We start from the raw sequence: 14,019 nt of genomic DNA, 5'->3' as shown, positions 1-14,019 counted from the left end.
CCCAGCCTGCCCCGCCCCCACCGCCGTACACTCGACTGTCCGAACGCAGAGGGGCCCTGCGGTGATCCCAGGCTGGATATTGCTGCTGGTGTCGGCCGGCTACGTCGGCCTGCTGTTCGCGGTCGCCTACTACGGCGACCAGCGCACCGCGCGTACCCCGAAGCTGCGCTGGCTGCGTCCGGCCGTGTACTCGCTGGCGCTGGCGGTGTACTGCTCGTCCTGGACCTTCTACGGCGCGGTCGGCACCGCCGCGCGCACCGGCCTGGGCTTCCTGCCGATCTATCTGGGCCCGCTGCTGATGCTGGCCTTCGGCTGGCGCATCCTCGAACGCCTGGTGCTGATCTCCGGCGAGCACCGCATCGTCTCGATCGCCGACTTCCTGTCCTCGCGCTACGGCCGCGCGCCCGGCCTGGCCGCGCTGGTGGCGGCGGTCGCGCTGACCGCCGCGGTGCCCTACGTCGCCCTGCAGTTCAAGGCCGTGGCGATGAGCGTGGAGGTGCTGGCCGGCGTGCCCTCCGACGCCAGCCTGCTCGCCGACCCGGCCTTCTATGTCGCGCTGATGCTGGCGGTGTTCGCGATCCTGTTCGGCACCCGCCAGATCGACGCCACCGAACACCACCACGGCATGGTGTTGGCGGTGGCGCTGGAATCGCTGGTCAAGCTGGTCGCCTTCGTCGCCATCGGCGTGTTCGCGCTCGCCCACCTGCCCGGCGACGGCAACCTGGCCGCGCGCGTGGGCCAGGCCGCGCGCGTGGTCACCGCACCCGGCCTGCCGCCGGGCTTCGTCGCCCAGACCTTGCTGGCCTTCGCCGCGATCCTGTGCCTGCCGCGCCAGTTCCACGTCGCCGTGGTGGAGTGCCAGGACCCGAACGACCTGCGCCCCGCGCGCTGGCTGTTCGGCGGCTATCTCGCCCTGATCAGTCTGCTGGTGGTGCCGATCACCTTGACCGGTCAGGCCGTGCTGGGCGGCACTTCGGTATCGCCGGACACCTACGTGCTGGCCCTGCCGCTGGCGCTGAAGCAGGAAACCCTGGCGCTGATGGTCTACATCGGCGGTTTCTCGGCCGCGACCGGCATGGTGATCGTGGCCAGCGTCGCCTTGGCCACCATGGTCAGCAACGACCTGGTCGTGCCGCTGCTGCTGCGCAGCGGCGCCCTGCGCGAAACCCAGGGCATCGACCGCCAAGTGCTGTGGGTGCGGCGCGCGACCATCCTGGTGCTGGCGATGATGGCCTATGCCTACCATCGCGCCTCGATCGGCGCCGACAGCCTGGCCCAGCACGGCCTGCTCGCGTTCGCGGCGGTCGCGCAGTTCGCGCCGGCGCTGATCGGCGGCCTGTACTGGCGCGGCGCCAGTCGCGCCGGCGCGTTCGCGGGCCTGCTCGCGGGCGCGCTGCTGTGGCTCTACACGCTGCTGCTGCCTGCGCTCGCGCGCGTGGGCTGGCTCGACACCGCCTGGATCGAACACGGCCCGCTGGGCGTGTCCTGGCTGCGTCCGGAGCAGTTGTTCGGGCTCACCGGCTGGGACGCGCTCACCCATGGCACCTTCTGGTCGCTGCTGTTCAACATCGGCTTCTTCCTGTTCGTTTCGGTGCGCCAGCGTCCGCGCCTGCAGGACCAACTGCTGGCCGCGACCTATCTGGATCCTTACGTGCAGCGCCCCGCGCTGGGCCCGGGCGGCTGGGCCGGCAGCGTGCGCAGCGGCGAACTGCTGACCCTGGCCGAACGCATCGTCGGCGAGCGCCACGCGCGGCGCGCGTTCGAGGAATACGCGCAGGCGCAGGGCCGCACCTGGCTGCCCGACCAACCCGCCGACCGCGCGCTGGCGCAATTCACCGAACGCCTGCTGGCCTCGGCGATCGGCGCCGCCTCCGCGCGCCTCACCCTGACCAGCGCCTTGCGCGGTTCGGGCATGGAGTTGGGCGAGGTCGTGGCCTTGCTCGACGAGGCCAATCAGGAACTGCGCTTCAACCGCCAGGTGCTGTCGACCACGCTGGAGAACATCAGCCAGGGCGTGAGCGTGGTCGACCGCGACATGCGCCTGGTGGCCTGGAACCGCCGCTATCAGGAATTGTTCGACTACCCCGACGGCATGCTCTACGTCGGCCGTCCGGTCAGCGACCTGATCCGCTGGAACGCCGAGCGCGGCGAGATGGGCGCCGGCGACATCGACGCGCAAGTGCGGCGCCGTCTCGCCCACCTGCGCGCGGGCGCCTCGCACGTGTTCGAGCGCGTGCGCGCCAACGGCCAGGTGATCGAGATGGTCGGCCGCCCGCTGCTGGGCGGCGGCTACGTCACCAGCTACAGCGACGTCACCGACTACAAGCGCGCCGAGCAGGCCCTGCGAGAAGCCAACGAGAACCTGGAGCAGCGCGTCGAACAACGCACCCAGGAAGCCGAGGCCGCGCAGCAATCCAAGACCCGCTTCCTGGCCGCGGTCAGCCACGACGTGCTGCAGCCCTTGAACGCCGCGCGCCTGTTCACCACCGCGCTGCGCGAAACCACCGACGCCGACGAGCAGAGCCGCCTGGCCGAACGCGTCGATGCCTCGCTGCGCGCGGCCGAGGATCTGCTGGACGGCCTGCTCGACATCTCGCGCCTGGACGCCGGCGCCCTGCGCCCGGAACCCACCGACTTCGACGCCGGCGAACTGCTGCGCGAACTGGCTGCGCAATACGCGCCCAGCGCGACCGGCCGCGGGCTGCAGCTGCGCGTGCGCGTGCCGCTGGAGGAAATGCCGGTGCGCAGCGATCGCCGCCTGCTGCGGCGCGCGCTGCAGAACTTCATCGCCAACGCCTTCCGTTACACCCGCGAGGGCGGCGTGCTGATGGCCGCGCGCGCGCGCCAGGGCCAAGTCGAACTGCAGGTCTGGGATACCGGCCCCGGCATACCCGAGCATCACCTCGAGCAGATCTTCGACGAGTTCCGGCGCTTCGATCAGCCCGGCGTCGGCGGCGAGCGCGGCCTGGGACTGGGCCTGTCGATCTGCCAACGCATCGCGCGCACCCTCGACCATCCGCTGCGCGTGCGCTCGCGCGTGGGGCGCGGCAGCGTGTTCTCGATCGCCGTGCCCTGCGGGCGCACCGCGCGCGCGCGCATCGCCGCCGCGCCGGCCATCGCCGACTCGCTGTCCGGCTTGCGCGTGCTGTGCGTCGACAACGACCTGGAGATCCTGGACGGCATGCGCACCTTGCTCAGCCGCTGGCAGGCCACCGCGCTGATCGCGGCCACGGTCGACGAGGCCTTGGCCCTGATGGATCAGAAACCCGATGTCGCGTTGGTCGACTTCCACCTGCACGACCGGCTCGACGGCCTGGGCGTGGTCGATGCCTTGCGCGCGCGCGCCGGACGCACCCTGCCGGCGGCGCTGCTCACCGGCGACGGCAGCGATGCGCTCAAGCTGGCCGCGCGCGAACGCGGTTGCCACGTGCTCACCAAGCCGATCAAGCCGGCTTCGCTACGCGCGTTCCTGGCCGCGCAGCGGCAGACCGTATCGGCTTGAGGGCGCGCCGCAGCGGATCGAATCCGCGCATCAGGGTGGCTGCGTCTGCGTGCAGACCGTGGCTTCGCAGTAACGCCGCAATGCCGGCAACGCGATTTCCCAGTAGTAGTTGATGTGCCCGTACACGGCGTAGTTGCCCAGGTTGCTCAAGGTCAGGTCCACGCGCGTGGCGCCGCCCGAGGGAGCCAGCGCGAAGCGCAGCACGACATGGTGCTCAAGCAGATCGGGAAACACCCGCCGCGACAGCGAACTCCAGTGAGTGTATTGCAGCAGGCGCGGCGGCTCGAAGGCCTGGACCACACCTCGATTTTCGAAACGCAGGCGGCCGTGTAGCAGGCCGCGGAAGACCACCGGACCGCCTGGGGTCCAGTCGGTCTGCACCGCGAACTCCTCGTCCGACATCCAGGCTTCGAGCGCATGCGCTTCGGTCAGGGCGGCCCAGACCGCGGCCTGCGGCGCCTGGATCAGGATGGATTTCTCGACTAGCTGAGGGTAGTCGCGTTCCGATGCGACGCTCATGTGCGTGCCTGGTTCGCGAACGAGTGCATCAACCATCACTCCAAGTGACCGCAAGCTCTGTAGGCGTGATCGAAAGGGTCAAGCCCAGCGGGAACTGCGAGCCCTCATCGCGCGTGAGGTCCAGCTCGACCAGGTCGCGGCTGTCGGCTCGGACGCTGAACGCATGGCTCGCGAACGCGGCCACCATGCGCTCGGCGTCGGCAGGCGACCAATACGTCGATACCGCCGCGAACAATCGGCGCAAGGCGATCCGGTTGTCGGGACGTCGATCGGAGGGATAGCGGAGCGTGACGTTCGCCGCCAGATCGACGCAACCCGCGTATTCCACGCTCAGCACGCTGCCATCGGCCATGCGCCAAGACACTTCGTGTCCGTCAGCGCTCACTCGACCGCCGGGATGGCGCGCCGCCCGCTCGGCCAAACGCTTGACCTGGTAGCCCTGATCGAAACTGCAATCGTCGTCGCCCGCGTGCAGCAACGGGCTCGCGCAGAGGGCGAGCAGCGCGCACAGCATCGATAGCTTGCGGGATCTCACACAGGCTCCGTTACGCATGGCGACTGCCCGGCCGAACTTCGGTATTTCAATCGTACAAGAGCCGCATCGCGCTTGCGCCGCCTGGGCTTTCGTTTGCTGGAAACGCGCCCGCGTTTCTCGCTCCCCATACGATTCATTTTACGACCCTCGGTGAACGGCTGTCGATAAGAAACGCGCGCAAATTCATGCGATCGATAAAGTTTCCGCACGCGAATCGCGCGTCCGGATTTCCAGAGCGATGCCCCTTGAACAGGCCCGAATCCAGCGCCTACCGACGGCGCACTTCCACGCACCCCATACCTCTGGGCTATTGGAGCGGTACCGTCACCGTGTCGGGCATGCCGCTTGCGGTGCGCCTGCTGATCGAATCGTCGGGCGACGGTATCGCCATCACCGCGGATTTTCCGCAACAAGGACGCGGCGGCTTCGTCTTTACCGAAGCCCAGTACCTGCAGGGCCTGCTCAGTTTCAATAGCCGCTCTTTAGGCCGGTACCGTGGTCAACTGAGCGTGGATGGCAGCCGTATCGACGGCGAGTTTCTGTTTCAGGACCAGCGCCGACCGATGCGCCTGGAGGCGGGCGACGTGGCGCCGACGCCGCCGCTGCGGCCGCAAACGCCGCAACCGCCTTTCGACTACGCCATCGAAGCGATCCGCGTCGCCAACCGCCGCGCCGGCATACAGCTGGCCGGAACCTTGACGATGCCGCGCGCGGGCACCCTGCGGGCGACGGCGCTGCTGATCAACGGATCCGGCGCGTTGGACCGCGACGAAACCGTGTTCGGCCACAAACCTTTCTGGGTGCTGGCCGACCATCTGAGCCGGTGCGGCTACGCCGTGCTGCGGCTGGACGACCGCGGCGTCGGCGAATCCGGCGGCGAGCGGTCGGCGATCACGCTGGCCGACGAGGCGCAGGACATGGCCGCTGCATTCGACTTCCTGCTGGCAAGACAGAAGCTGCGATCCGCGCCGGTCGGCCTGATCGGCCACAGCATGGGCGGCGCGATCGGCCAATGGCTCGCGGCGGAGCGCGAGGAGACGGCGTTCCTGATTTCGATGGCCGGCCCCGGACTGCCGATGGGCGAGGTACTGGCGCTACGTGAGGGCGAGGCCCTGCGACGCAGCGGCGCGACGACCGACGTCGTCGAGCGTCATATCGCGTTCGCTCGCGCGCTGTTCCGCGAACTCGCCGATATGCCGGCGGATGCGGCGATCGACGCCGAGCGCATCGTGGCCATCGCCCATGCGCACGGCGCCGACGCGACCGCGCAGGCGAACGCCGGCGACTGGCTGGCGCGCTACAACCAAGTCTGGTTCCGCTCGGCGCTGCGCTTCGACCCGGCGCGAACGCTGGCGCGCATTTCGGCGCCGGTGCTGGCGCTCAATGGGGAACGCGACGTGCAGGTCCCCGCAAGGACCAATCTGGAGGCGATCGGTCGGACGCTCGCCGCCACCCAACATCGCGACTGCACCCTGCGGGAACTACCGGGACTGAATCATCTGTTCCAGTCCTGCATCAGCGGCGAAGCCTACGAGTATCCGATCATCGAGGAGACCTTTTCGCCGCTGGCGCTGGCGACGATAAGCGATTGGCTGGACCGGCGATTCGCGCCGATCGACGACGCCGCGGCTTGATCGCGATCGAGTCCGGCGGAGGCGTCCCGCGCCTGCGCCGCGATGGACACTTCGCTACTCGCCCTCTTCGGCCGGCAGCACGATCGCGCCCGGGTCCAAGGCCAGACGTCCGGCGATCAGCACCGCCTGAGTACGGTTGTTGGCGCCCAGCTTGCGCAGGATCGCGGTCACGTGCGCCTTCACGGTCGCTTCGGACACGCCCAGCTCGTAGCCGATCTGTTTGTTGAGCAAGCCCGCGCCCAGCATCTGCAGCACGCGGAATTGTTGCGGCGTCAGATCGCGCAGGCGCTGCGCGGCGTCGTGTTCGTCATCGGCGGCGGCCGGCGCCGACAGGGCCGCGGCGGGCGCCCAGCGATCGCCGGCTAGCACGCTGGCGATCGCCTCGCCCAGGGTGGCCGCGTCGGCCGACTTGGGGATGAAGCCAACCGCGCCATGATCCAGCGCGCGTCGCATCACCGCCGGCTCCTCGCGCGCCGACACCACCACGATCGGCAACTGCGGGTGCAATGCGCGCAGATGCACGAGAGCGCTGAATCCCTGCGCACCGGGCATGTTGAGATCCAGCAGCAGCAGGTCGGCGTCGGACTCTGCTTCGACCAGCGCATACAGCGCATCCACGCTGTCGGCCTCGCGCAGCGACGCATCGGGCAGCACCCGCGCCACCGCGCCGCGCAGGGCTTCGCGGAACAGCGGATGGTCGTCGGCGATCAGCAGGGTAGCCATGGCTGCGCTCCTGGGTAGGGGTTTTCCTGCGCTACGACGCGGCATCTACCGTCTGTCGCGATAGGTGCCGCGAACGGTTCAATACCTGCATGTTGCCGTATCGAAAAGACCTGAAACGACCCGCTCGTCGTTTGCGCGGCGCGATGACCGCCGCGGAACAGCGCCTTTGGTTGCGTTTGCGGCGACGGCAGATCGAGGGTGTTCGGTTCTATCGGCAAAAGCCGCTCGCGATCTATGTGGTGGACTTCTACGCCGCCGCCGCGATGTTGGTGGTGGAGGTCGATGGAGGGCAGCATTTCGAGCCGGAGGCGTTGGCGGCCGACCGGATACGCGAGGAGGCGCTGGCGGCGATGGGCTTGCGGGTGCTGCGATTCGATAACCGGCAGGTGCTGTTGGAGACCGAGGAGGTGATGGCTGCGATTTGGGCGGCGGTCAGTGAGCGAATGCGTTGACCGCGGGTGGCGGGAAAGCAAATCCCCCCAGCCCCCCTTTTTCAAAGGGGGGAAAGGCAAAGGCGGATTCGGCAGCAATGCGATGTGCGCGGAACTGCGCGAGGCAACGAACAGCGACGCACCAGATCCCCCCCTTTGAAAAAGGGGGGTTAGGGGGGATTTGCTGTTGCCCCTCCCCCTCACTTCCCCAACCTGTCGTTGACCAAGCTCTCCACCACCGACGGATCCGCCAAGGTGCTGGTGTCACCCAGCTGGTCCGGCGCGTTCTCGGCGATCTTGCGCAGGATGCGGCGCATGATTTTGCCCGAACGGGTCTTGGGCAGGCCGGGCGCCCACTGCAGGTGATCGGGGGTGGCGATCGGGCCGATTTCCTTGCGCACCCACGCGACCAGTTCCTTGCGCAGGTCCTCGCTGGGCGCTTCGCCGGCGATCAGGGTCACGTAGGCGTAGATGCCCTGGCCCTTGAGGTCGTGTGGGAAGCCGACCACCGCCGCCTCGGCGACCTTGGGGTGCAGCACCAGCGCGCTCTCGACCTCGGCGGTGCCGATGCGGTGGCCGCTGACATTGATCACGTCGTCGACGCGGCCGGTGATCCAGTAGTAGCCGTCGGCGTCGCGGCGGCAGCCGTCGCCGGTGAAATAGCTGCCGGGATAGGTCTTGAAGTAGGTCTCGATGAAGCGCGCGTGGTCGCCGTAGACGGTGCGCATCTGGCCGGGCCAGGAATCCAGCAGCACCAGGTTGCCCTCGGCCGCGCCTTCGAGCACGGCGCCGTTGGCGTCGACCAGGGCCGGCTGCACGCCGAAGAAGGGCTTGGTCGCCGAGCCGGGCTTGAGATCAATCGCGCCGGCCAGGGGCGTGATCAGGATGCCGCCGGTTTCGGTCTGCCACCAGGTGTCGACGATGGGGCAGCGCGAATCGCCGACGACTTCGTGGTACCAGCGCCAGGCCTCGGGATTGATCGGCTCGCCCACCGAACCCAGTAGGCGCAGCGACTTGCGCGAGGTGCGCGCGACCGGCTCGTCGCCGTCGCGCATCAGGGCGCGGATCGCGGTCGGCGCGGTGTAGAAGATCGTGACCTGGTGCTTGTCGATCACTTCCCAGAAACGCGACACGTTCGGATAGTTGGGCACGCCCTCGAACACCAGCGCGGTCGCGCCGTTGGCGAGCGGACCGTAGACGATGTAGCTGTGGCCGGTGACCCAGCCGACGTCGGCGGTGCACCAGTAGATGTCGTCCTCGCGCAGGTCGAACACCGCCTCATGGGTATAGCTGGCGTAGACAAGATAACCGCCGGTGGTATGCAGCACGCCCTTGGGTTTTCCGGTGCTGCCGGAGGTGTAGAGGATGAACAGCGGATCTTCCGCGTTCATGCGCTCGGGCTCGCAGATCTCGGGCTGGCCGTGCACCACCGCGTCGTACCAGCGGTCGCGCGGCATCTGCATGTCGACCGCGGCGCCGGTATGGCGCACCACCAGCACGGTTTCGACCGAATTGGTGCCCGCCATCTTCAGCGCGGCGTCGACGTTGGCCTTGAGCGGGATCTTCTTTCCGCCACGCAGGCCCTCGTCGGCGGTGATGATCAGCTTGCTGCTGCAGTCGGCGACGCGGTCGGCGATGGAATTGGGCGCGAAGCCGCCGAACACCACCGAGTGGATCGCGCCGACGCGCGCGCAGGCCAGCATCGCGACCACGGCCTCCGGGATCATCGGCAGGTAGATGGTGATGCGATCGCCCTTGCGCACGCCCAGTGCGCGCAGGGCGTTGGCGAGGCGGCAGACCCGCGCGTGCAGCTCGCGGTAGGTCACGTGTTCGGCCGGCAGGTTCGGATCGTCGTGCTCGAACAGCAGCGCGGTCTTGTCGCCGCGCGTGGTCAGGTGGCGGTCCAGGCAATTGACGCTGGCGTTGAGCTCGCCGTCCTCGTACCAGCGGATGCGGAAATCGTCGAGGGCGTAGTTGACGTCCTTGATCTTGGTCGGCGGCGTGTACCAGTCCAGACGCTGCGCGACCCGGGCCCAGAACGCCTCGGGCTGCTGCACCGATTCGGCGTACAGGCGCTCGTAGTCTTCCCGCGTGATCCGCGCCTGGGCGGCGAAGTCCGCGACAACGGGATAGACGGTGGCGGGTTGGTTCATGGGGCGCTCCGGCGGTTGGACGTGGGACGGGTCAGTGTGGACGGGGTGTGGGCCGACTAAGGTTCGCGCGCAGGCGTGGGCGAACCTCCAGTGTGCCGCATCCGCCACGATAGCCGCCGTGACCGTGGTTTAGACCATGGTCGTATGTGCCATCTGAACACGGCTTTTTACGACCAATGGCGAATGGCCCCTCCCCGGCCCGGCGCGCAGGCTGGCCGCAGTCGCGCGTCCTGCGCGGCATTCCTCGGGAGGGAATCATGTCCATTCGCATCGCATCGCCGGCGGGGAGCGCGATCCGGCGGCGCCCGCTGGCCGCGGCATTGCTGGTCGCACTGTCGTTGCCCGGTATGGCCTACGCCCAGACGGCGAAGGAAAAGGAGCTGGAGGCGCGCGTCGCCCAGCTCGAAGCCATGGTCCAGCAGCTGGTCTCGCAACAGCAGCAGCAACAAAGCCAGATCGCCGAGGTCAAGACCGCTCAGGCCAGCGCGCCGGCGGCACCGGCCGCGGCGCCCGGCAAGCCCGCGCTGCAGACCGCGGCGATCACGCCCGGCGCCAATCCGGGCACCCGCTTCAGCTACGGCGGCTTCATCAAGCTCGACGCCTCGGTCACCCAGACCAACGACGGCGACATCGCCGACGGCTCGGTCGGACGCCTGTTCTACGTGCCCAAGGCGATCCCGGTCGGCGGCGGCCGCACCCGCGAGGGCGGCACCGACACCGACATGGGCGCGAACTTCTCGCGCTTCTGGTTCGCGGCCGACACCGACCTGGACAGCGGCGACAAGCTCAAGGCCTACCTGGAGTTCGACCTGTTCGGCGGCGGCACCACCGCCTTCACCGGCAACGAGATCGCCACCAACACCTACGCGCTCACCCTGCGCCAGGCCTACGTGACCTGGAACAACTGGCTGGCCGGCCAGGCCTGGTCCAACTTCCAGGACACCGCGGCCTTGCCGGACACCGTCGACTTCCTCGGCCCCACCGAAGGCACCGTGTTCGTGCGCCAGGCCCAGCTGCGCTACACCAAGGGCCCGTGGTCGTTCTCGATCGAGAACCCGGAGACCGTGTACACGCCGTTCCGCGGCAACATGGCCCAGGTCGCCGGCGACGACGGCACGATGCCGGACATCACCGCGCGCTACACCGCCAAGGGCGACTGGGGCCACTTCGGCGTCGGCCTGCTCGCGCGCCAGCTCAAGTACCAGAACGGCCCGGCCAACGACAGCAGCACCGGCTACGGCGCCAGCGTCTCGGGCAAGTTCAACCTCGGCAAGAGCGACGACCTGCGCTACATGGTCACCGCCGGCAGCGGCATCGGCCGCTATGTCGGTCTGGCGCTCAACAACGACGCGGTGCTCGACGCCAACGGCGATCTGGAGAACATCGACCTGATCAGCGGCTTCGTCGGCTGGCGCCACGTGTTCAGCCCGAAGCTGCGCAGCAACGTGTTCTATTCGCGCGCGCAGTACGACAACGAGACCGCGCTGACCGGCCTGGGCATCACCAAGTCGGCGCAGTCGGCGCATATCAACCTGATCTATTCTCCCTTGCCCAAGCTCGACGTCGGCGCGGAGCTGATCTGGGGCAAGCGCGAACTCGAGAACGGCGACTCCGGCGAACTCAACCGCCTGCAGACGCACGTCAAGTACAGCTTCTAAACTCTAGGGGAACGCATCATGTCCAGCGTCACCGCTACCGCATCGCCCGGCTCCGGCGAACTCACCAAAGGCCACCGAAAAGTAATTTTCGCGTCCAGCCTGGGCACCGTGTTCGAGTGGTACGACTTCTATCTGTACGGTTCGCTCGCCGTCATCATCGGCAAGCAGTTCTTCGGCGGCCTCAACGACACCAGCCAGTTCATCTTCGCCTTGCTGGCCTTCGCCGCAGGCTTCGCGGTGCGTCCGTTCGGCGCGTTGGTGTTCGGCCGCCTCGGCGACATGATCGGGCGTAAGTACACCTTCCTGGTCACCATCGTGATCATGGGCCTGGCGACCTTCCTGGTCGGCATCCTGCCCAGCTACGCGACCATGGGCATCGCCGCGCCGATCATCCTGATCACGCTGCGCCTGGCCCAAGGCCTGGCGCTGGGCGGCGAGTACGGCGGCGCGGCGACCTACGTGGCCGAGCATGCGCCCAACGGCAAGCGCGGCCTGTACACCAGCTTCATCCAGACCACCGCGACCCTGGGCCTGTTCTTGTCGCTGCTGGTGATCTGGAGCTGCCGCAACTACCTGGGCAAGGAAGCGTTCGAAGAATGGGGCTGGCGCATTCCGTTCCTGGTCTCGGTGGTGCTGCTGGGCGTGTCGGTGTGGATCCGCATGCAGCTGGCCGAATCGCCGCTGTTCCAGCAGATGAAAGCCGAGGGCAAGACCTCCAAGGCGCCGATCACCGAGAGCTTCTTCTCCAAGAACGGCAAGATCGCCCTGCTCGCCCTGCTCGGCGCCACCGCCGGTCAGGCCGTGGTCTGGTACGGCGGCCAGTTCTACTCGCTGTTCTTCCTGACCAAGACCCTGGGCCTGGATCCGAACCGCGCCGACATCCTGATCGCGATCGCGTTGGCACTGGCCACCGGCGGCTTCATCTTCTTCGGCTGGCTGTCGGACAAGATCGGACGCAAGAAGATCGTGCTCGCGGGCTGTTTGATCGCAGCCGTCACCTACTTCCCGGTGTTCAAAGCCCTGACCCACAACGTCAATCCGGCGTTGGAGTCGGCGGTGGCGAAGTCGCCGGTCACGGTGAGCGCCGACCCGGAGCGCTGCGCGTTCCAGTTCGACCCGGTCGGCAAGGCGACGTTCAAGCAATCCTGCGACATCATCAAGGCGGCGCTGGCCAAGAAGGGCATCCCCTACATCAACGCCCCGGCCGCGGCCGGCAGCGTGGCCACGGTGTCGATCGGCGGCGCCAACCTGAGCAGCTTCGAAGGCGAGGCGCTGGGCAAGGACGAGTTCAAGGCCCAGTCCGACGCGTTCGGCAAGCAGTTGACCGAAGCGCTCAAGACCGCCGGCTACCCGGACAAGGCCGACCCGGCCCAGGTCAATACCCCGGTCGTGGTGGCGCTGCTGACCTTCCTGGTGCTGCTGGTGACCATGGTCTACGGACCGATCGCGGCCTGGCTGGTCGAGCTGTTCCCGACCCGCATCCGCTACACCTCGATGTCGCTGCCTTACCACATCGGCAACGGCTGGTTCGGCGGCTTCCTGCCGTTCACCGCCTTCGCCATCGTGGCGGCCACCGGCAACATCTACAGCGGCCTGTGGTATCCGATCATCATCGCCTCGATGACGGTGGTGATCGGCGCGCTGTTCCTGCCCGAAACCAAGAACGTCGATATCCGCGACTGAGGTCGCCCCCGAACGACCCCACGTCGTATGCGGTAAGAACAACGCCGGCGCAAGCCGGCGTTGTTCTTTGCGACGCCGCCATCGTCGGTCCGCGCGTTCGCGCCGCACCGTTCCAAAGCATCGTCGCTTGGCGCGTGTCCGTCGCGCGCCTATGCTTCGGGTCCAGTGACACTTCGCGGTGACGGGTTATGGGATCGCTCTGGGGCCAGCTTTACGACTGCGATGCCTGCGACTTCGTATTCTCCAGCAGTCATTCCTACGACCTGCGCGGCTGGGTCCCGGAGTTGAACGGCCATTACCGGGTGATCTGCGGCCACTGCCTGCAGCGCTATCACGCGATGACCAGCGGCGTGCGCGGCGCGGAGGACGGCGAGCGCATGCCGTTGTATCGATACCTGCCGACCGCAGCCGCCGCGCGCAAACCCAAGCGCGGTGCGCCGGCGGCTTGCCCGATCGAGGACACGGGCACGACGCTGGACTATTACGACATCGAAGCCACCCGCCTCGGCGAACGCTGCACCCTGGCATCCACCGCCTGCCCCGATTGCCGCACGATCGGATCCTTGCGCATGGATTTCGTGCAGGGCGAGATCTGTCCACAGTGCAGGCGGGGCCACCTGCGCGGCCAATCGGCCACTGGCCTGTGAGCGCTTTCGGAGCCTGACATGCGACCGACGATCCGCCCTTACGACCCGTCCACCGAGTTCTACATCTCCGAGCAATGCCACATCGTCGAGCTGTCCAACAGCGACGACGACGACCAGCTGTCGATCGCACGAACTCGGGTCGTGCCGGGCGTGACCACACGCTGGCACCGTCTGCGCGGCACGGCCGAGCGCTATGTGATCGTCGAAGGGCTGGGCCGCGCCGAGATCGGCGACCTGCCGCCGCAGGAGGTCGGACCGGGCGACGTGGTGCTGATTCCGCCCGACTGCCGCCAACGCATCGCCAACCTGGGCCACGGCGATCTGGTGTTCCTGGCGATCTGCTCGCCGCGCTTCCGGCCCGAGGCCTACGAGGACATCGACGAAGCGCCGCTGCCCTGCAGCTTCGATGATGCCTAGTAGGGCGAAAACGGCGCTGGCTTTGCATAGCGCATAGGCAGTACTAGCTCAAGCTCGATGCCTTTTGTGTGCGACAAGGCATGTCGAATCAACGGGGGCCTAAGCACGCTTCAATAT

Annotated in this window: 11 protein-coding genes; 7 read left to right on the top strand and 4 right to left on the bottom strand. The window is 67.8% G+C overall.

Features of this window, described 5'->3' with window-relative positions; all coding sequences use genetic code 11:
• Positions 1–61 precede the first annotated feature (61 nt).
• Complete coding sequence (locus ASD69_RS10855; protein WP_056177710.1) at positions 62–3,502, top strand: PAS domain-containing hybrid sensor histidine kinase/response regulator; 3,441 nt, start codon at positions 62–64, stop codon at positions 3,500–3,502.
• A 30-nt stretch (positions 3,503–3,532) separates the two neighbouring features.
• Here ASD69_RS10855 and ASD69_RS10850 read toward each other — a convergent pair whose 3' ends face one another.
• Together ASD69_RS10850 and ASD69_RS10845 are read right to left on the bottom strand one after the other, a co-directional pair.
• Complete coding sequence (locus ASD69_RS10850; RefSeq protein ID WP_056177709.1) at positions 3,533–4,021, bottom strand: SRPBCC domain-containing protein; 489 nt, start codon at positions 4,019–4,021, stop codon at positions 3,533–3,535.
• Positions 4,022–4,049: 28 nt separating this feature from the next.
• Entirely contained in the window at positions 4,050–4,556 is a 507-nt protein-coding gene (locus ASD69_RS10845; RefSeq protein ID WP_157499153.1) for a hypothetical protein, read from the bottom strand.
• Positions 4,557–4,801: 245 nt separating this feature from the next.
• Here ASD69_RS10845 and ASD69_RS10840 point away from each other — a divergent pair, with 245 nt between their 5' ends.
• On the top strand, positions 4,802–6,190 hold the full coding sequence (locus ASD69_RS10840; protein WP_162250644.1) for an alpha/beta hydrolase: 1,389 nt from the start codon (positions 4,802–4,804) through the stop codon (positions 6,188–6,190).
• Positions 6,191–6,244: 54 nt separating this feature from the next.
• Here ASD69_RS10840 and ASD69_RS10835 read toward each other — a convergent pair whose 3' ends face one another.
• Complete coding sequence (locus ASD69_RS10835; protein ID WP_056177704.1) at positions 6,245–6,913, bottom strand: response regulator transcription factor; 669 nt, start codon at positions 6,911–6,913, stop codon at positions 6,245–6,247.
• An 89-nt stretch (positions 6,914–7,002) separates the two neighbouring features.
• On the opposite strand from ASD69_RS10835, the gene ASD69_RS10830 reads away from it, so the two are divergent.
• On the top strand, positions 7,003–7,365 hold the full coding sequence (locus ASD69_RS10830) for an endonuclease domain-containing protein (protein ID WP_056177702.1): 363 nt from the start codon (positions 7,003–7,005) through the stop codon (positions 7,363–7,365).
• 179 nt (positions 7,366–7,544) lie between these two features.
• Here the strand turns inward: ASD69_RS10830 and acs are convergent, their stop codons facing one another.
• Entirely contained in the window at positions 7,545–9,497 is a 1,953-nt protein-coding gene (gene acs / locus ASD69_RS10825) for an acetate--CoA ligase (RefSeq protein ID WP_056177699.1), read from the bottom strand.
• A 257-nt stretch (positions 9,498–9,754) separates the two neighbouring features.
• Here acs and ASD69_RS10820 point away from each other — a divergent pair, with 257 nt between their 5' ends.
• The 4 genes from ASD69_RS10820 (at position 9,755) to ASD69_RS10805 (ending at position 13,902) form a co-directional block, all read left to right on the top strand.
• Positions 9,755–11,155: a DcaP family trimeric outer membrane transporter gene (locus ASD69_RS10820; protein WP_056177697.1), complete on the top strand. Its 1,401-nt coding sequence runs from the start codon at positions 9,755–9,757 to the stop codon at positions 11,153–11,155.
• Positions 11,156–11,173: 18 nt separating this feature from the next.
• Positions 11,174–12,838: an MFS transporter gene (locus ASD69_RS10815; protein WP_056177695.1), complete on the top strand. Its 1,665-nt coding sequence runs from the start codon at positions 11,174–11,176 to the stop codon at positions 12,836–12,838.
• A gap of 188 nt (positions 12,839–13,026) precedes the next feature.
• Positions 13,027–13,485, top strand: coding sequence for a hypothetical protein (locus ASD69_RS10810; RefSeq protein WP_056177693.1), 459 nt, complete (start codon positions 13,027–13,029; stop codon positions 13,483–13,485).
• A gap of 18 nt (positions 13,486–13,503) precedes the next feature.
• Positions 13,504–13,902 carry a cupin domain-containing protein gene (locus ASD69_RS10805; protein ID WP_056177691.1) on the top strand — a complete coding sequence of 133 codons (399 nt, stop codon included), beginning with the start codon at positions 13,504–13,506 and terminating at the stop codon, positions 13,900–13,902.
• Positions 13,903–14,019 lie beyond the last annotated feature (117 nt).

It is taken from the genome of Lysobacter sp. Root604, assembly GCF_001427505.1.
GTDB lineage: Bacteria > Pseudomonadota > Gammaproteobacteria > Xanthomonadales > Xanthomonadaceae > Lysobacter.
Note: the sequence above shows the minus strand (reverse complement) of the source record. Positions and strands in the feature narration are given on the sequence as shown.